Origin of the sequence: Nocardioides acrostichi, from assembly GCF_015319165.1 — a bacterium.
Classification (GTDB): Bacteria; Actinomycetota; Actinomycetes; order Propionibacteriales; family Nocardioidaceae; genus Nocardioides; species Nocardioides acrostichi.
Window position 1 is genome coordinate 53,197 of record NZ_JADIVZ010000014.1, and the last position, 16,387, is coordinate 69,583.

18 protein-coding genes are annotated in these 16,387 nt (G+C 72.5%); 11 read left to right on the top strand and 7 right to left on the bottom strand.

Annotated features, from left to right (window positions below; all coding sequences use genetic code 11):
• Positions 1 to 4 precede the first annotated feature (4 nt).
• Positions 5 to 934 (top strand): hydroxymethylglutaryl-CoA lyase, encoded by a 930-nt coding sequence (locus ISG29_RS18665; protein ID WP_194504967.1) that lies wholly within the window; start codon positions 5 to 7, stop codon positions 932 to 934.
• Here the strand turns inward: ISG29_RS18665 and ISG29_RS18670 are convergent.
• On the bottom strand, positions 923 to 1,531 hold the full coding sequence (locus ISG29_RS18670; protein WP_194504968.1) for a TetR/AcrR family transcriptional regulator: 609 nt from the start codon (positions 1,529 to 1,531) through the stop codon (positions 923 to 925). The genes ISG29_RS18665 and ISG29_RS18670 overlap by 12 nt on opposite strands.
• A gap of 60 nt (positions 1,532 to 1,591) precedes the next feature.
• Here ISG29_RS18670 and ISG29_RS18675 point away from each other — a divergent pair, with 60 nt between their 5' ends.
• The 4 genes from ISG29_RS18675 to ISG29_RS18690 all read left to right on the top strand — a co-directional run bounded on the left by ISG29_RS18675 (position 1,592) and on the right by ISG29_RS18690 (position 6,224).
• On the top strand, positions 1,592 to 2,629 hold the full coding sequence (locus ISG29_RS18675) for an NAD(P)-dependent alcohol dehydrogenase (RefSeq protein WP_194504969.1): 1,038 nt from the start codon (positions 1,592 to 1,594) through the stop codon (positions 2,627 to 2,629).
• A 64-nt stretch (positions 2,630 to 2,693) separates the two neighbouring features.
• Entirely contained in the window at positions 2,694 to 3,782 is a 1,089-nt protein-coding gene (locus tag ISG29_RS18680) for a hypothetical protein (RefSeq protein ID WP_194504970.1), read from the top strand.
• 10 nt (positions 3,783 to 3,792) lie between these two features.
• Positions 3,793 to 5,022, top strand: coding sequence for a hypothetical protein (locus ISG29_RS18685; RefSeq protein ID WP_194504971.1), 1,230 nt, complete (start codon positions 3,793 to 3,795; stop codon positions 5,020 to 5,022).
• Complete coding sequence (locus tag ISG29_RS18690; protein ID WP_194504972.1) at positions 5,019 to 6,224, top strand: serine/threonine-protein kinase; 1,206 nt, start codon at positions 5,019 to 5,021, stop codon at positions 6,222 to 6,224. Before ISG29_RS18685 ends, ISG29_RS18690 begins: the two co-directional genes overlap by 4 nt.
• Here the strand turns inward: ISG29_RS18690 and ISG29_RS18695 are convergent.
• A complete protein-coding gene (locus ISG29_RS18695; RefSeq protein WP_194504973.1) occupies positions 6,185 to 6,919 on the bottom strand; it encodes an EcsC family protein in 735 nt (244 codons plus the stop codon). The two genes, ISG29_RS18690 and ISG29_RS18695, sit on opposite strands and share 40 nt — an antisense overlap.
• Before the next feature lie 64 nt (positions 6,920 to 6,983).
• Between ISG29_RS18695 and aat the strand changes: the two genes are divergently transcribed.
• The 3 genes from aat (at position 6,984) to ISG29_RS18710 (ending at position 8,883) form a co-directional block, all read left to right on the top strand.
• A complete protein-coding gene (aat, locus tag ISG29_RS18700) occupies positions 6,984 to 7,679 on the top strand; it encodes a leucyl/phenylalanyl-tRNA--protein transferase (protein WP_194504974.1) in 696 nt (231 codons plus the stop codon).
• A gap of 81 nt (positions 7,680 to 7,760) precedes the next feature.
• Positions 7,761 to 8,324, top strand: coding sequence for a hypothetical protein (locus tag ISG29_RS18705; RefSeq protein ID WP_194504975.1), 564 nt, complete (start codon positions 7,761 to 7,763; stop codon positions 8,322 to 8,324).
• Positions 8,325 to 8,403: 79 nt separating this feature from the next.
• Complete coding sequence (locus tag ISG29_RS18710; RefSeq protein ID WP_194504976.1) at positions 8,404 to 8,883, top strand: hypothetical protein; 480 nt, start codon at positions 8,404 to 8,406, stop codon at positions 8,881 to 8,883.
• A gap of 36 nt (positions 8,884 to 8,919) precedes the next feature.
• Here ISG29_RS18710 and ISG29_RS18715 read toward each other — a convergent pair whose 3' ends face one another.
• Entirely contained in the window at positions 8,920 to 9,252 is a 333-nt protein-coding gene (locus ISG29_RS18715; protein WP_194504977.1) for a rhodanese-like domain-containing protein, read from the bottom strand.
• A 22-nt stretch (positions 9,253 to 9,274) separates the two neighbouring features.
• The gene (locus tag ISG29_RS18720) at positions 9,275 to 10,141 is read right to left on the bottom strand and encodes an Fpg/Nei family DNA glycosylase (protein ID WP_194504978.1); all 867 of its coding nucleotides are present in this window, start codon (positions 10,139 to 10,141) and stop codon (positions 9,275 to 9,277) included.
• 170 nt (positions 10,142 to 10,311) lie between these two features.
• On the opposite strand from ISG29_RS18720, the gene ISG29_RS18725 reads away from it, so the two are divergent.
• The 3 genes from ISG29_RS18725 to ISG29_RS18735 all read left to right on the top strand — a co-directional run bounded on the left by ISG29_RS18725 (position 10,312) and on the right by ISG29_RS18735 (position 13,399).
• Entirely contained in the window at positions 10,312 to 11,514 is a 1,203-nt protein-coding gene (locus ISG29_RS18725) for an AAA family ATPase (RefSeq protein ID WP_194504979.1), read from the top strand.
• Between the two features lie 117 nt (positions 11,515 to 11,631).
• Entirely contained in the window at positions 11,632 to 12,429 is a 798-nt protein-coding gene (locus ISG29_RS18730; protein WP_194504980.1) for a glycerophosphodiester phosphodiesterase family protein, read from the top strand.
• 10 nt (positions 12,430 to 12,439) lie between these two features.
• On the top strand, positions 12,440 to 13,399 hold the full coding sequence (locus ISG29_RS18735; protein ID WP_194504981.1) for a DUF5926 family protein: 960 nt from the start codon (positions 12,440 to 12,442) through the stop codon (positions 13,397 to 13,399).
• Here ISG29_RS18735 and ISG29_RS18740 read toward each other — a convergent pair.
• The 3 genes from ISG29_RS18740 to ISG29_RS18750 all read right to left on the bottom strand — a co-directional run bounded on the left by ISG29_RS18740 (position 13,383) and on the right by ISG29_RS18750 (position 16,374).
• The gene (locus ISG29_RS18740; RefSeq protein WP_328829826.1) at positions 13,383 to 14,687 is read right to left on the bottom strand and encodes an MFS transporter; all 1,305 of its coding nucleotides are present in this window, start codon (positions 14,685 to 14,687) and stop codon (positions 13,383 to 13,385) included. The two genes, ISG29_RS18735 and ISG29_RS18740, sit on opposite strands and share 17 nt — an antisense overlap.
• A gap of 240 nt (positions 14,688 to 14,927) precedes the next feature.
• Positions 14,928 to 16,010: an adenylate/guanylate cyclase domain-containing protein gene (locus ISG29_RS18745; RefSeq protein WP_328829828.1), complete on the bottom strand. Its 1,083-nt coding sequence runs from the start codon at positions 16,008 to 16,010 to the stop codon at positions 14,928 to 14,930.
• Complete coding sequence (locus ISG29_RS18750) at positions 15,994 to 16,374, bottom strand: Crp/Fnr family transcriptional regulator (RefSeq protein WP_194504982.1); 381 nt, start codon at positions 16,372 to 16,374, stop codon at positions 15,994 to 15,996. The genes ISG29_RS18745 and ISG29_RS18750 overlap by 17 nt, the downstream gene beginning before the upstream one ends.
• Positions 16,375 to 16,387: the final 13 nt, after the last annotated feature.

Genomic DNA, 16,387 nt, shown 5'->3' on the forward strand with positions numbered 1-16,387 from the left:
GGCGATGACCCGGCCCGCCGTCGTGCGGGCCGCGGGGCTGCCCGAGCGGGTGACGATCTACGAGGTCGGCGCCCGCGACGGGCTCCAGAACGAGCAGGAGGTCGTGCCGCTGCAGGTGAAGGAGCAGTTCGTGCGCCGGCTGCTCGCCGCCGGGCTGCCGATCGTGGAGGCCACCAGCTTCGTGCACCCGCGCTGGGTGCCCCAGCTCGCCGACGCTGCCGACCTCATGGCGAACCTGGGTGAGACCGGCCGCGACCTGCCGGTGCTCGTGCCCAACGAGCGCGGCCTCGACCGCGCGCTCGAGCTGGACCTGCGGCACGTGGCGGTCTTCGGCTCGGCCACGGAGACGTTCGCGCAGCGCAACCTCAACCGCTCCTACGACGAGCAGTTCGCCATGTTCGAGCCGGTCGTGCGCCGGGCCACGGACGCCGGCCTCACGGTGCGCGCGTACGTGTCGATGTGCTTCGGCGACCCCTGGGAGGGCGCGGTGCCGATCGACCAGGTGGTCGAGGCCGGACGACGCCTGCTCGACCTCGGCGCCGGAGAGCTCAGCCTCGGCGACACCATCGGCGTCGGCACCGCCGGCCACGTGACCGCGCTGGTCGAGGCGTTCGGCGCCGCCGGCATCGGGCCGGAGAGGCTGGCCCTGCACTTCCACGACACCTACGGCCAGGCGCTCTCCAACGTGCAGGCGGGCCTGCTGGCCGGCGTCACGACGTTCGACGCGAGCGCGGGTGGCCTGGGTGGCTGCCCGTACGCGCAGAGCGCCACCGGCAACCTCGCGACCGAGGATCTGGTCTGGCTGCTCACCGGGCTCGGCATCGAGCACGGGGTCGACCTCGACGCCCTCGTGACGACCAGCGCCTGGATGGCCGAGCACCTGGGGCGGTCCAGTCCGTCCGCCGTGGTGCGGGCGATGTCCTCAGCCGACTGATCCGGCCCGGGCGGGGCCGGCGACGGCGGCCGACACCGCCGTGCGCAGCAGGTCGCGTCGTGCGGCGTGCGTGGCGGCGTCCTCGCTCGCCGTCGCCGTGTACACCGTGCTCGTCGGCGACCAGGTGCACGACATGGCGATGACCAGCGCCATGACGTCGAAGGGCAGTGCCGGCCGCACCTTGCCGGCCTGCTGAGCCTCGGCGATGCCGCGCAGCTTCGCCGAGTCGAGTCGGTCGTCCTCGTCGACCAGCAGTCCGTGGGGACGCCGCTCCAGCCGGTGCCAGGTGGCCAGGCGCACCCGCTCGGGGTGGTCGAGGTAGTCGTCGTACAGACGCACCGCCCAGTCGGCGAGATCGTCGGGGTCGATCGGGGCGTCGGCCATGATCTGGTGCATCGAGGCGAAGAAGACGGCGTCGAAGAGCGCCTCCTTGCTGCCGAAGTAGGCGTAGATCTGACCCTTGTTGGTGTGCGCCACCTCGGCGATCCGGTCGACCCGGGCCCCAGCGAGACCGTAGGCGGCGAACTCGCTCGTCGCTGCGTCGAGGATGCGCTGACGGGTGGCCTCTCCCTTCGCGGTCACGGGCGGGGTCGGCATGGCGGGCAGCGTACCCAAGCGAGAGGACGAGCAGAAAAAACTAGCTGGTAGGTTTTTTTCATGATCTCGACGACAGCCCTCATGGCCCAGCAGCCCGGCGATGCCCTGGCGCCCACCAGGATCGAGCGCCGCGACCTGCGCCCCGACGATGTCGCCGTGCGGGTGACCCACTGCGGCGTGTGCTTCACCGACCTGCACGCCCTCGACGCCACCGATCCTGGCGCCTTCCCCGTGGTGCCGGGGCACGAGTTCACCGGTGAGGTGCTCGAGGTCGGCAGCGAGGTGACCCGTGTCGCCGTCGGTGACCGGGTGGCGGTCGGCAACATCGTCGACTCCTGCGGTCAGTGCCCTCGATGCCTGGACGACGAGCAGGCGTGGTGCACGCAGTTCCCGACCCTGACCTACGGCGGAGTCGACCGCCACGACGGCCAGCGCACCCTCGGTGGCTACAGCGGCGCCTACGTGGTGCGCGACGAGTTCGTGTACCGCCTCCCGGATGGCCTCGACCCGGCTGCGGCGGCTCCCCTGATGTGCGCCGGCGTCACGATGTGGGGTCCGCTCCGCTCCGAGCAGGTGGGCCCGGGTTCGCGGGTCGGGGTCGTGGGCATAGGTGGCCTCGGGCACCTCGGAGTCCGGTTGGCGCGCGCCATGGGCGCCGAGGTCACGGCCATCACCTCCTCGATCGCCAAGGCCGACGATGCACTGCGCCTGGGTGCCAGCAGGGTCGTGGTGTCCCAGGACGACGACGCGATGCGGGCGGCCGCGGGCAGCCTCGACGTGGTGCTCGACACCATCGGCTTCGAGCACGACCTGGAGCCCTACGTCGGTCTGCTCGCCGATCGCGGGGTGCTGTACCCGGTCGGCTTCCTCGGCACCTTGAGCATCGCCTCCATGGCACTGCTCATCGGCCACAAGCGCCTCAGCTCCGCCGGTGGCGGCGGCCGGGGCAGCACGGTGCGCATGCTCGAGTTCTGCGCCGAGCACGGCATCACCGCCGACGTCGAGGTGCTTTCCGCCTCTCGCGCCCATGAAGCCATCGAGCGGCTGCGTGCCGGCGATGTCCGCTACCGCTTCGTGCTCGCGATGCAGGAGGCCTAGCCGACGAGGCGGCGGGTGGTGGGGCCTGGACCAGCGCGGGAGGTGGTGAGGCACAATCCCCCTCGTGAGCTCCCAGCGCCGGGTCTACGTGCACATCGGTGCACCCAAGACCGGCACGACGTACGTGCAGGACAAACTGGCTCGCAACCTGCGCTCGCTGGCGAGCCACGGCGTCACGTTCCCCAGCCGCAACCCGTCGGTGAGCCCTCCGCTGTTCCACTTCCGGGCGGCGCTCGACCTGCTCGGTCAGGACTGGGGCGGCGAGCCCGGCCACGCCTCGGGCAGTTGGGACGCCCTCGTGCGCCGCGTGCGCCGCGCCAGCGGCACCACCATCGTGAGTCACGAGATCCTGGCGCCGGCCCCGGCGGCCGCCGTCGAGAAGGCCAAGCGCGATCTGGACGCCGGCGATGACCTGCATGTCGTGTACGGCGTCCGCGACCTCGCACGCCAGCTGCCCGCGGCGTGGCAGGAGAGCATCAAGCAGGGCCGCAAGTGGACCTACGGTCGGTTCTTGAAGAAGGTCCGCAACCGGCGGCCGTGGTTCTACCGCTCCTTCGACGTGCCCTCGGTGCTCGGCACCTGGGCGGCGGGCCTGCCGCCGGAGAACGTGCACGTCATCACCGTGCCCGCGCCCGGCACGGCCAGCCGCGACGAGCTGTGGTTGCGGTTCTGCCGAGTCACCGGCATCGACCCCGCCTGGGCGCCGGAGGAGGCCACCCGCACGAACCCGTCGCTGGGCGTGGCCGAGGCGGCGATGATCCGCCGGCTCAACGTGCGGCTGGGCCGCGTGGCCCGGCGCGAGGCCGCCTACGACGGACTCGTGCGTGGGCTGCTGGCCGAGCAGGAGCTCGCGGGCCGCGACAGCGACAAGCTGCTGCTGCCGCCACGCATGAACGCCTGGGTGGCCGAGGAGTCGCAGCGCTGGGTCGACTGGATCGAACAGGCCGGCATCGACGTCGTCGGCGACCTCGCCGACCTCACGCCCGCGCCGGTCAGTCGGGGCGACTACGTCAACCCCGACAAGATCTCACCCAAGAAGCAGCTGGCCGCCGCCGTCGACGCGCTCACCGCGATGACGCAGGAGGCCGCCCGCCGTGAGGATCCCGACCAGCAGCTGCACCGCCGCGTGATGCGGCGGCTCTTCGACCAGTGAGGCTCGCGGCGTGACCGACCACGGGGTGCACGGTTCTGCGGACCACGCTGGCGGCGAGGCCCGCGCCTGGGCCTGGGTGGCGCATCTCCGTGACGGTGGTACGACCCCATGGGCACAGTGGGCCGGCACCGGCGAGCGCACCGGGCGGGTGTTGCCCGGCGCGCAGCAGCTCGAGCTGTTGCGGCGCCTCAACCTCATCGGCTCACCCGACGCAGCACTGGCGGAGCGGGTGCTGCGGGCCAGCGCTCCCGGGCGGGGCCGCCCCGACCTCGAGCTCGTCGGTGCGACGCCGTCCGCCTCACCGGCCGCCGCCTTCGGGCCGGCGCCGGTCGACCCCGCCGACCTGCCGGCCGACGAGCTCGTGCGGGTCAGTGCGTTGCTCGTCGCCCGCGCCGTCGTGGCCGCCGACCCGGCGGACCGGCCCGACGACCTCGCCCACATCGCGGCCGACGCGCGGGCACGGTGGCAAGCGCGCACCGTGCGGTGGCGACCCTGGCGCACCCGCTATCGGCTCGCCGGCGACCCGTGGCTGGCCGAGCACTGGCGCCACGACCTGCGGCGCCGCGGTCGCCCCCCGGGCGGCGGCGAGGGTGCCGAGACCTTCGTGCTGGCCTCCGACCTGCCCACGATGCTCGCCGACCTCTGGACCGATCGCGCGTTCAGCACCCGAGCGCCGGTGCCCGGCTGGTCCGCGTTCCTCGCGGGCCTCGCCGAGCACGACCGGCTGCCCCGCGGCATCGACACACCGCGCGCGGTGCGGCACTGGCTCGAGAAGGTGGGCGGTCACCGGGTCCGGCTCGTGGTCGACCACGACGCGCTGCCCGGCCTCGTGGGGGTGCGCCGGCTGCCACCTCCCGAACGCCCCGGGGCCGACGCCGTCGAGCTCGCGCGGCGCGTGTCGTCGTCCCTCGGCCTGCTCGTGACCCCCGACCGCGGACGACGCCTGCTGCGGCAGGTTCTGCTGCCCACTCTCGTCGCGGCGCCCGGACCGGCCTTGGCGATCCCGCCCGAGCAGCACCGGTGGGTCGCGCGCCGGTCGCGCCGGCTGGTGCGCGACCTCCCGCAGGAACTGCGCCGCAGTCACTACGCTGTCGTGGGCGACCCGGCGTCGCTCGGGGTGCGGGCTCGCGATCTCGCCCGTGCGGAGCCCGGGTTGCCCGACGTCGAGCGGGTGCTCGGCCTGGCCTGCCGGGTGCTGCTGGCGGGCCCGACGACCAGACGAGGCGGTGACTCTGCGTGAGCGAGCGCGTGCTGCTGCACGTCGGGACGCCCAAGACCGGCACCTCGCAGCTCCAGGAGGTGCTCTTCCGCAACCGGGAGGCGCTGGCCGAGCACGGCATCAGCTACCCGGCCGAGCGGTTCGACGCGCACTTCCTCGCTGCCCTCGACCTCATGGCACTGCCGTGGGGCGGGCTCGAGACGGAGGCGATCGGCTGTTGGGACGCGCTGGCGCAGCAGGTGCGTGAACACCGGGGCACGGCGATCATCAGCCACGAGATCCTGGCGACCGCCTCGCGTAGCCAGGTCGGCCGCGCCCTGGAATCCCTCGGCCACGGCTCGGGCGCCGAGGTGCACGTGGTGGTCTCCGCACGCGACCTGGTGCGGCAGATCCCGGCCGAGTGGCAGGAGAACGTCAAGCACCGCAGCACGATCAGCTTCGAGCGATTCCTCGCACAGCTGCGCGACCCGGCCCGAGAGGCCCGTATCGCCAGCTGGTTCTGGGGCGTTCAGGAGCTGCCCGACGTGCTCGACCGCTGGGCCCACGAGCTGCCGCCCGAGCACGTGCACGTCGTCACCGTGCCGCCCCCCGGTGGCGACGCGGGCGAGCTGTGGCGCCGCTTCGAGCACACCTTCGGCCTCACCGGTCTCGAACTCGACCTCGATGTCGCCAAGGCCAACCCCTCGCTCGGCGTGCCCGAGACCGCGTTGCTGCGCCGGCTCAACCAGCAGGTGAACCCGGTGCTCGCGCCGCCGGACTACCGCCCGTTGGTGCGTGAGCTGTTGGCCCACCAGACGCTCTCGGCCCGCTCCCGCTCACCGCGACTCGCGCTGCCACCCGACGTGCACCCCTGGGCCGTCGAGCTCTCGGCCTCGTGGATCGCCGAGCTGCGCCGGCGGGGCTACGACGTCGTCGGCGACCTCGACGACCTACTCGGCCCGCCGGCCCCCGAGCACTGGGCCGACCCCGACGCCCCGCGCGAGTCGCAGGTGTCCGGTGCGGCGCTCGACGCGCTCTGCGCGGTACTGCTCGACAACGCCCGGCTTCGCGGTGAGGAGACGCGGTTGGCCGCCGAGCTGCACGAGGCTCGCGAGCGGATCGCGCACCACGAACGGCGCCCGCTGCGCGAGAGCATCCTCACGTTCGTCCGCCGCAGCGCGGCAGGTCGCGGCCTGCATCGGGTCTACCGGGTGCTGCGCGGCAGAAGCACCCGGTCGGCGTAGCGGCCGACCTTCCACGTGGCGAAGCCGTCGGCGCCCATGCCGACCACACCACCCACGACGGGCACCCGGCGTCCGACCGTGACGGCGAGCCGCTTGCCCGCCATCCGGGAGATGATCTCGGCTCCCACCTCGCTGCTGATACGGCGGTCGAGGTCGGGCCCGGCGCCGCGGCTGTCGGGCGGGGCGCCGGCGAGCTCGACCGGACCACCCGGCAGCACGCGGCGCTTCACGAGGTCGCGCACGGCGTCGTCACCGAGCAGGCACACCAGCACGGCGTTGCGCACTCGCGGGTCGTCGAGGTCGTAGCCGCGCAGGTGGGCGATGGCCGCGATCATCCGGCACTGCACGAGCGCGAGCCCGGTGATGTTGGCGGGGATCGTGACCGCCGAGGTCACCAGACCGCCCAGGTTGGTGACGAAGCCCTGGGCGCCGGCGTAGCGCACGTGCTGCTCGATGATGTCGTGGACGGCGCCTGCGATGGCCTCCTCGGAGCCGGCGGGCTGCTCCTGGGCGGCCAGGGCGGTCGCGGCCGCCTGCGCTGCCGACGGCAAGGGGCCAGCGCCGCGGATCGCGCGGTCCAGCGCCTGCCGCACGAACGACGACGTCGCGCCCGGTGCGAGCTCGGTGAGACGCGGGGCGAGACGTCGCCCGACGTTGCCTGCGATCCCCCGGGCGGACGTGCGACGCGCTGCCATTCCTGCATGGTAGAGACCCGCCCTCACCCCTGCGTGGCCCCCGAGCGGGCGTACCGTCGTCACAATGCCCGTCGAGCCCGCTCCCTCCGCGTGGTCGTTCGGAGACCCACGCCGGTTCGACCTGCGCGACGACCTCGTCGGCGTGGGGGCCGACCTGGAGCCGGGCACCCTGCTGGCCGCCTACCGCAACGGGCTGTTCCCGATGCCGTCGGGCAACCGCGGTGACCCGATGTACTGGTTCTGTCCGGTCTCTCGTGGCGTGCTGCCGCTCGAGGGGCTGCGGGTGTCGCGGTCGTTGCGCCGTTCAGTGCGCAACTTCGAGATCCGGGTCGACACCGCGTTCGACGAGGTGATCGCCGGCTGCGCCGACCGGCGCCGTCCGCAGGGGTGGATCGACGGGGAGATCGTCACGGCCTACCGGCGCCTGCACGAACTGGGGTGGGCGCACTCGGTCGAGGCCTGGCGAGACGACCAGTTGGCCGGCGGTCTGTACGGCGTGGCCATCGGCGGGCTGTTCGCCGGGGAGTCGATGTTCCACCGGGTCACCGACGCCTCGAAGGTCGCGCTCGTGGGGCTCGTCGACCTCCTGTGCGACGAGCGCGCCGGTCAGCGGCTGGTCGACGTGCAGTGGAGCACGGCGCATCTGGCCAGCCTGGGCGTCGTGGAGATCCCGCGTGAGCGCTACCTCGACCGACTCGCGCGGGCGCTGGCGGTGCCTGCGCCGGAGGCGTTCAGTGCCTCGGATCGCCTCGGAACCTGAGAAGAGGATTAAGAAGGAACCGCCCTGGGCATGGTGGCGCAGCCAACCGCCGCGCACCCGCGCCGTCCGCCAGGAGCCCCCATGCGTCTGACCCCCCGTTCCAGCCTCTCCCTCGCCACGCTGGCCCTCGTAGCCGGCACCCTCACGGCGTGCGGCGGTTCCTCCGACCCCGAGGCCGCGCCCGACGACGCGAGCACCGACGACTTCTGCGCGGTGTACAAGGACATCTCGACCGACGGCGACCAGAACGACCTCGACGCCGCCAAGAAGGCTGCCGACCGGCTCGCCGAGGTCGGCACCCCGGAGGACATGCCCGACGACGCACGCAAGGCCTTCGAGGACATGATCTCGCTGGTGCAGGGCGCCGACAGCGAGAAGGATCTCGAGGAGGCGTTCGCCGACGGCTCGACCGACGCCGGCTCGGGCCTGGGCGCCCTCGGCAACTACCTCTTCACGACCTGCGCCGACGAGTTGGGCCTGCCCTCGGACCTGCCGACGACCATTCCCAGCGACCTGCCCAGCGACCTGGCGAGCGGCCTGCCCTCGGACATGCCGACCGACCCCGAGGCCATGCAGTCCTACCTCGACGAGCAGGAGAAGGAGCTCGATGACATGCTGGCCAGCATGTCGGCCGACGCCAGCTGACCCCGGGCCTCTCAGGCTCTGCTTGGACTGGCGTGGCACCGTCGGGGTCGTCCTCCCCGCCATGGTGGAGGTTGTACCCATGTGTCGAAAGGATCACGAGCCGTTGAAGTTCGCCGCCCTGCCCCTCGTCCTGGCCCTGGCCGTCGGAGCCGCCGGCTGCGGAGGCGACGACTCCGCCGACCCGGACTCCTCGTCGTCCAGCAGCGGGACGCCCAGCAGCGATGCCTCGGCGGGCAGTGCCCCCTCGGCCGGTGCCGACGCCGACACGGAGTTCTGCCAGGCCCTGGCCTCGATGACCTCGGTGCAGGACGGCGCCGACGTGGTCAAGCTGCACGACGCGCTCGAGAGCGCGGGCCTGCCTGACGACGCCGGTGCTGACGCTCAGGCGGGTCTGAAGGTCTACCTGAAGGTGCTCAGCGGCGTCGACGCGAAGGCCAGCCGCAAGGAGCTCCAGTCGCTCCAGACCCCGGATCTCTCCAAGACCGAGCAGAGCCAGGTCGCCGCGCTGGTGCAGTACTCCTCCACCGCCTGCGGCACCGGGGCCACGTCGGGTCAGTGACCTCGGCGACCCGCTCGGTCGCCTGGTCGGTGCGGGTCAGTGCAGGTGCACGAAAGGCGGCTGGCCGGTGTCGCTGACCATGGGCCGGCCAGCGTCGTCCCAGGCGAGCATGCCGCCCTCGAGGTTGACGACGTCGTGACCCTGCTGGCCGAGCCACTGGGTGGCCTGGGCGGAGCGCCCGCCGACCTTGCACACCACCAGCACCCGGCCGGGGGGCACCTCTTGCGCCCGCAGGGGCAGGACGCCCAGCGGGATGTGGAGGGCACCCTCGATGTGCCCGGCGGCCCACTCCACCGGCTCGCGGACGTCGAGCACGGTGAGGTCGTCGGGCAGGGGGCTGGGCACGTCGGCCACGGTGGTGGACTGCATGGGTCTCCTGGTTCTCACGCACTCACTTGAGGAGCTTGGACATGCGCCGGTCGGCGAGCGGCTTGCCGCCGGTCTGGCAGGTGGGGCAGTACTGCAGGCTGGAGTCGGCGAAGGACACCTCGCGCACCGTGTCGCCGCACACCGGGCAGGACCTGCCGGCGCGCCCGTGCACCGCGAGGTTCGACTTCTTCTCGCCCTTGAGCTCGCTGGCGGCGAGTCCGCGAGAGCGATCGACCGCCTCGCCGAGGGTGATGCGCAGGGCGTCGTAGAGCACCGCCAGCTCGTCGTCGGTGAGGCTGTTGGCGGCCTTGTACGGCGACATCCGCGCCGCGTGCAGGATCTCGTCGGAGTAGGCGTTGCCGATGCCGGCGATGGTGCCCTGGTGTCTCAGCACGCCCTTGATCTGCTTGCGCCCCTCGCGTTCGAGGATCTCGGCGAGCCGCTGCGCGGTGAAGTCGTCGGTGAGTGGGTCGGGGCCCAGACTGGCGATACCCGGGACGTCGAGCGGGTCGCGCACCACGTAGGCGGCCAGACTCTTGCGAGTGCCGGCCTCGGTGACGTCGAGCCCCGTGCCGTCGTCCAGCACGATGCGCAACGCCAGCGTCGACTTCGGGCTCGGCTTGGGCGGCAGGCTCGGCAGCTCCTCGCGCCACCGCACCCATCCCGCGCGGGCCAGGTGCAGCACCAGGTGCGTGCCCGAGGCGTCGATGTCGAGGAACTTGCCGTGGCGCCCGACGCCGTCGACCATCGTGCCCTCGAGTGCGCTGATCGGCGGGTCGTAGGTCTTGAGCGCACTGAACTGCGGCACGTGCACCGTCACGATGGCGCGCCCGTCGAGCCGGCCCGTCAGATCCTGGGCCAGCGCCTCCACCTCGGGCAGCTCCGGCACGCGGCCATCCTAGGCGGCGGGAGATTTATCGGCTCCCCGATGAAGGTGCGGGTCCCCCGACGAGGCTTTATCGGGGAACCGGACGGTCCATCGGTCCCCCGATAAAACTCCCGCTACGACCCGCTAACCAAATCTCACGAAATCACTAGACACCCCGATACGTTGCGATCGTGGATCCGGTACGCAACCCCTACGCCCCCGGCGCGGGGCAGCGCCCGCCCGAGTTGGCGGGTCGAGACGACGAGCTGGCGGCGTTCGACGTGGTGCTCGAGCGGGTGGCACGTGGCCGCCCCGAGCGCAGCCTGGTGCTCACGGGGTTGCGCGGCGTCGGCAAGACGGTGCTGCTCAACGCGTTGCGCAGCGCGGCGGTGCGCAAGGGCTGGGGCACCGGCAAGCTCGAGGCGCGCCCCGACCAGAGTCTGCGACGCCCGCTCTCGAGCGCGCTGCACCAGGCGGTGCGCGAGCTGAGCCACCCCGAGGAGTCGATGCGCGACCAGGTGCTCGGCGTGCTCCGCGCCTTCGCCGAGCGTGACGCCGCGCCGGGCGCGAAGCTGCGCGAGCGGTGGAGCCCCGGCATCGACGTGGCCGCGGCGCGGGGGAGAGCCGACTCCGGCGACATCGAGATCGACCTGGTCGAGTTGCTCAGCGACGTCGGCGGTCTGGGGCAGGACGTCGGCAAGGGCATCGCGGTGTTCATCGACGAGATGCAAGATCTCGGCCCCGGCGACGTCTCCGCGCTGTGCGCGGCCTGTCACGAGATCAGCCAGTCCGGGTTGCCGGTCATCGTCGTCGGCGCGGGGCTGCCGCACCTGCCGGCGGTGCTCAGCGCCAGCAAGTCCTACTCCGAGCGGCTGTTCCGCTACGCCCGTATCGACCGACTCACTCGCGAGGCCCACGACCGCGCTCTCACCGCCCCCGCCGACGACGAGGACGCCGCGTTCGAGGTCGACGGCCTCGCCGCGATGTACGCCGCCACCGGCGGCTACCCCTACTTCATCCAGGCCTACGGCAAGGCGGTCTGGGACAACGCCCCGCGCTCGCCCATCACCGCCGCCGACGTCGACGTCGCCGCGCCCGAGGCCGAGCGCGAGCTGGCGGTCGGCTTCTTCGGCTCCCGGTACGAGCGCGCGACACCTGCCGAGCGCGACTACCTGCGTGCCATGGCCGATGCCGCCGCGCAGCTGCAAGACGAGCCGGACGCCGTCGGCTCGGTCGCCACCGCCGACGTCGCCGCGGTGCTCGGCAAGAAGCCGCAGTCGCTCAGCCCCGCCCGCGACGCGCTGTTGAAGAAAGGCCTGATCTACTCCGGCGAGCGGGGCCGGATCGCCTTCACCGTTCCCCACTTCGGCCGGTACCTGCGCGACCAGAGCTGAGCGCTGCTACCGCTCCCCGAGGCCCCACGCCCGCGCGGTGAGCCAGCGACGATCTCGATCCACGAAACGGTTGCCGACTCACCGCCCATCACCCGAACGGGTGGGCACAATGGACCCATGCGACCGCACGTCCTGGCGCACCGAGGGGCGAGCCACGAGCACGCCGAGCACACCCTCGGGGCCTATCTGGCCGCGCTCGAGGAGGGCGCCGACGGGTTCGAGTGCGACGTGCGGCTCACCGCCGACGGGCACCTGGTGTGCGTGCACGACCGCACGTTGAGGAGGGTGGCGAGCAACCGGGGCATCGTGTCGACCATGGACCTCGCCGAGCTGGCCGATCTCGACGTGGCGGCGTGGAAGCACCCGTGGGCCGATCTCGACGACGAGCGCCCGGAGCGGGTCGAGGAGCACGGCAAGGTGCTCACGCTGCGCACGCTCTTCGAGGTGGCGGCCGACTTCGAGCGCACGATCGAGATCGCGGTCGAGACCAAGCACCCCACCCGCTTCGGCGGCCTGGTCGAGAAGCGCCTGGGCGAGTTGCTCGCCGAGTTCGGCTGGCACCGCACCGGGAGCCCGGTGCGGGTCATGTCGTTCTCGAACACCGCGTTGCACCGGGTCGAGCGCGTGGCGCCGGGCGTGCGCGTGGTGCAGCTGATGCGCGAGGCCGCCTACTGGCCGATGCTGCGGCGCACCATCGGCCGCGACTGGATCATGGGCCCGGGCATCGAGGTGCTGCGTGAGCACCCGCGCCTCGCGGGCCGGATCGGCCAGGCCGGCCATGAGATCCATGTCTGGACGGTCAACACCGAGGACGACGTCCGGCTGTGCCAGGCCGCCGGCGTGACCACCCTCATCAGCGACCGCCCCGGCTACGTGCGCGGCCTGCTCGACGACGACGGCGGGGCCGCCCGGTAGGTTCGCCCGCATGGCGAAGAAGTCCCGGACCAAGGCCCGCAACGCCGCGCGGTCGACCCCTGCCGAGCCCGGTGCGGTCGGCCCGCGTCAGCCCTGCCCGTGTGGCTCGGGCAAGCGCTACAAGGCCTGCCACGGTGCCCCCGGCGGCGCGGTGGCCGCCTTCGTGGCGCGCCCCTTCGAGGGCCTGCCCGGCGAGTGCGACCTCGTCGCGCTGCGCGAGCTGGTGCCCGCGGGCACCGCACCGCTCACGCTGAAGCAGGACGCCGACCGCGAGGTGCTGCTGTGCACCTTGCTGCCGATGGCGGCTCCGGCGATGGTGCGCGAGTCGGGCGCGATCTGGCTCGGTCTCCAGGTGCAACACGGCTTCGGGGATCCATCGCGAGATCTGGGTGCGGTGCTCGAGAAGGCGGTGGCGGCCGCCGAGGCGGGGGAGAGCGGCATCATCGGACTCACCAGCGACCCCGGCGAGGGCCCTCGCCTCCAGGATCTGGTCGCCGACGCCCCGCTGCCCGTCACGGTGCACGAGGGCTTCGACTACTGGGTCGCCGACGTCGACGACACCGAGGGTCTGGCCGGCGCGCTCGACCAGGCCAACGAGGCGGCGGCGCCGACCGCTCGCCTCACCGAGGTCGAGGCCGCCTACTGGACCCACGTGGGCAGCAAGGAGCACCTGCGCTGGGTCATGCCCGAGCCCGAGGACGCCCTGCTCACGGCCCTCGCCCGGCTGCACGTAGCGGGCAAGGACGTGCTGGTGCCGGGCTCCCGCTTCGTGGGGATGTTCCGTGCGCACGGCCTGCTCACGCCGGTCTGGGATCTCCCGGTCGGCACCGGGGCCGAGGCTCTCGAGGCTCCGGCGGCGCAGTTCGGGGCCGACCTCGCGGCAGCCCTGGCCGACGAGTCCGACCTCAGCTCCGAGGAGCGGTCGGCTCGCAGTGGGCTCGCCAACCGTCAGGTCACCCTGCGGCAGTAGCCGACGGCTCGCCGAGCCCACCCGTCACGCGCATCAGGTGCCGCTCGGCGGCACGAGCGGTCGGACCCAGGCCCACAGCCGCCAGCACCACGATGCCGGCCACGACCAGCCAGCCGACCGCCCCGTGGCGCACGGCCAGGAAGGTGTAGACCGCGGGTGCCCACACGGTGCCGAGGGTGTAGCCGAGGCCGGCCACGCCCTGGTACTCCCCGCGTCGTTCGGGGTCGGAGAGCTCGGCCTGGAGACCCCACTGGCCGGCCGATTGGAACAGCTCGGCCCCGGTGACGGTGACGTGACCGAACCACACCAGCGCGATCGTCACCCAGCCGACGGTGTCGTGGGTGACGAGCACGACCAGGCAGGAGAGCACGAAGCAGGCGGCTCCCCGGTACTCCGCCCGCATCGAGCTGGCGACGTCGCTGACGCCACGGGCGGCCGCCACCTGCAGGCCCACCGCCAGCACGGTGTTGGTGCCGAACAACCAGGCCAGCAGCACCGGGGGAGCGTCGGTCTCCTGCACCAGCCACAGCGGGATCACCACGTTGAGCAGCACCTGGTGGGTGCCCAGCACGCCGTCGAGCGCGGTCGCCAGCACGAACGGGCGGTTGCGCAGCGCGGCGCGCGGATCACGTGGACGCCGTCCGCGCGACGTCGCTGCCTCCAGCGGTGTTGCCGGCGCCGCTCGCTCCTCGGCGGGAAGGCGCGGCAGTCTCGTCACGAGCACCGTGTTGAGCAGCAACAGCACGGCCGTGACCACCGGCACGCTGCGCATGACCCCGTCGCTGGGTGCGGCGAGCGCGAGACCCCCGGCGGCGGCACCGAGCGTGTACCCGACGTTGCGGGCGGCACGCATGTAGGCCAGCGAACGCACTCGCGTCTCTCGCGGGAAGACCGCGAAGCGGTAGGCGTTGCGACCCGCTCGCATCCAGGTCTGGGCGAGCTCGAGGGCGATGGTGACCGCGACGTAGCCGGCGAACCCACCGACCAACAGCCACGAGCCGAACAGCAGCGCCTCGAGCAGGCTGCCCAGCACCCAGGTACGCCGGGTGCCGACACGGTCGGCGAGCTTGCCCAACGGCACCGAGAAGGCGAAGGTCACGACGCCTGCGATGGTGAGACCGAGCCCGACCTGGGTCGCGCTGAGCCCCACGATGCGAGTGAAGTAGAACGCCGACCCCGTGAGGAACGCGCCCTCGCCGAATGCCGACAGCACCGACTGGTAGGCCATCGCCCGCACGAGCGGGTCGTCGGTGAGTAGCCGGTCGCGCAGTCGGCGCAGGAGATCCACGCAGCGGAGTCTCGCAGTCAGACCTCAGCCGGATCCAACCGATTCTCCACGGGCAAAGCGCCGCCGCCGGGACGCACCGGTTGCGTTGCCGCCGCTCGGCGGGCCCCCGTCATCTTGATGAACGGGCATTCCCCGCCGGTTGGCCGATGATCCCCCGGGGCGTATCGTCTGTCGTGCTCGGCCGTTGCTGTTTCCCCCGTCAGGAGCGGCCGGGCCGTTCGACGCCCACGATGCGACGCCTCAGCGCGGCTCGCGCAGCGACCACGGCCGCAGGCGGGAGTAGCCCTTCACCGGGGTGCGGTGCAGTCGGCGCCACCGGTAGGCCGGGGTCTCGGTTTCCCGGTCGTGTCCGGTCTCCTCGTCGGAGGCCTCACCCGCCAACGCCTCGTGCATACCGTCGTCGACGAGCACGGTCCCGGGCCGCGCCACCGAGGTGAGCCGAGCCGCGATGTTGACCGTCGGGCCGAACACATCGCCGAGCCGCGCCACGACCTCGCCGTAGGCCACCCCTGCACGGACCCGCGGGAACTCGTCGTCGTCGTCCTCACCGCGGGCCACCAGAGCCAGCGCGATGCGAGCAGCCGCCGCCGGGGCGTCGACGACGAAGAGCACCTCGTCGCCGATGTTCTTGATCACCCGGCCGCCGTGCTCGACGATGAGCGCCGTCGAGGCGTCCTCGAAGGTCTCCAACCAGGCGACGAGCTCGGCGTCGTCGAGCTCCTTGGAGCGCGACGTGAAGCCGACGATGTCGCAGAAGCACACCGCCTGGTGCACTTCGGCGGGAGGGCCGCCCGACCCGAGATCGCCCGACGTGAACAGTCGGTTGGCAGCACTCGCGAGGTGACGGCGCCACACGTAGCTTTGGAGGCTGTCGATGCGCGGCAGGATCTCGGCGGCCAACGTGACCAGCCGCTCGGCCGCCTCGCCCTCGCCGGCGCCGTCGGGAGCCGACGTCGCGAGGTCGGCCAGCAGCGTGGTCTGCCACTCGGCGAGCCGCGCGAACGACCGGCCCCAGGTGCGCACCAGTGCCGCGCGCGAACTGTCGTCGAGCACACCGAGGCGGGCGAGGTCGGAGGCCTGGCGCAGCGCCTCGACGTCGGCGTCGGTGAAGGCCTCGTCGTCGTCGGAGGTCTGGGGGAAGCCCAGCAGGCGCCAGAGCTCGAAACCCTCCTCCTGGGGAACCCCGGCGAGGTCGTTGACCTCGAGGCGGGTCAGGTGCGGGCGTTCGCCGAGCAGAAACTCCTCGACCATCGGCAGCACCTCGCCGAGGCCGGACGACGCGGCGGGGTCGGCCGCCGGGTCGGCGTCACTTCGAGGAGTCACCGAACCGGTCGCGCGCGACCTTCTCCAGCGCCTCGCCGAAGCCGGGAAGCTCGACCGCGAGCTTGTTCAGGGCATCGGGCGTGAAGTGGATGAGCTCCAGCGGCGTGAGCGCCACGATGCTCGCGGTGCGCAGCGAGTGGTTGAGGATCGCCGCCTCGCCCATGATGTCGCCCTCGCCGAGCTGGGCGACCTCCTTGCCGTGCTGCCGCACCGAGACGGTGCCGGAGAGGATCACGTAGGCCTTGTCGGCGCCGGTGCGCTCCGAGATCGGTGCCCAGCCCTCGGGCAGGGTGACGCGGGTGCCCGCCGAGCTGATCTTGGCGATCTCCCGGGGCGAGAAGGAGTCGAAGAACGAGGTGGCCATGTGCTGCCTTTCG

What these genes read in the sequence shown, in the direction of transcription:
- ISG29_RS18665 (WP_194504967.1), top strand. Translation starts at nt 5, where the DNA reads ATGACCCGGCCCGCCGTCGTGCGGGCCGCGGGGCTGCCCGAGCGGGTG.
- ISG29_RS18670 (WP_194504968.1), bottom strand. Translation starts at nt 1,531, where the DNA reads ATGCCGACCCCGCCCGTGACCGCGAAGGGAGAGGCCACCCGTCAGCGC.
- ISG29_RS18675 (WP_194504969.1), top strand. Translation starts at nt 1,592, where the DNA reads ATGATCTCGACGACAGCCCTCATGGCCCAGCAGCCCGGCGATGCCCTG.
- ISG29_RS18695 (WP_194504973.1), bottom strand. Translation starts at nt 6,919, where the DNA reads ATGGCAGCGCGTCGCACGTCCGCCCGGGGGATCGCAGGCAACGTCGGG.
- aat (WP_194504974.1), top strand. Translation starts at nt 6,984, where the DNA reads ATGCCCGTCGAGCCCGCTCCCTCCGCGTGGTCGTTCGGAGACCCACGC.
- ISG29_RS18705 (WP_194504975.1), top strand. Translation starts at nt 7,761, where the DNA reads ATGCGTCTGACCCCCCGTTCCAGCCTCTCCCTCGCCACGCTGGCCCTC.
- ISG29_RS18710 (WP_194504976.1), top strand. Translation starts at nt 8,404, where the DNA reads ATGTGTCGAAAGGATCACGAGCCGTTGAAGTTCGCCGCCCTGCCCCTC.
- ISG29_RS18715 (WP_194504977.1), bottom strand. Translation starts at nt 9,252, where the DNA reads ATGCAGTCCACCACCGTGGCCGACGTGCCCAGCCCCCTGCCCGACGAC.
- ISG29_RS18730 (WP_194504980.1), top strand. Translation starts at nt 11,632, where the DNA reads ATGCGACCGCACGTCCTGGCGCACCGAGGGGCGAGCCACGAGCACGCC.
- ISG29_RS18735 (WP_194504981.1), top strand. Translation starts at nt 12,440, where the DNA reads ATGGCGAAGAAGTCCCGGACCAAGGCCCGCAACGCCGCGCGGTCGACC.
- ISG29_RS18750 (WP_194504982.1), bottom strand. Translation starts at nt 16,374, where the DNA reads ATGGCCACCTCGTTCTTCGACTCCTTCTCGCCCCGGGAGATCGCCAAG.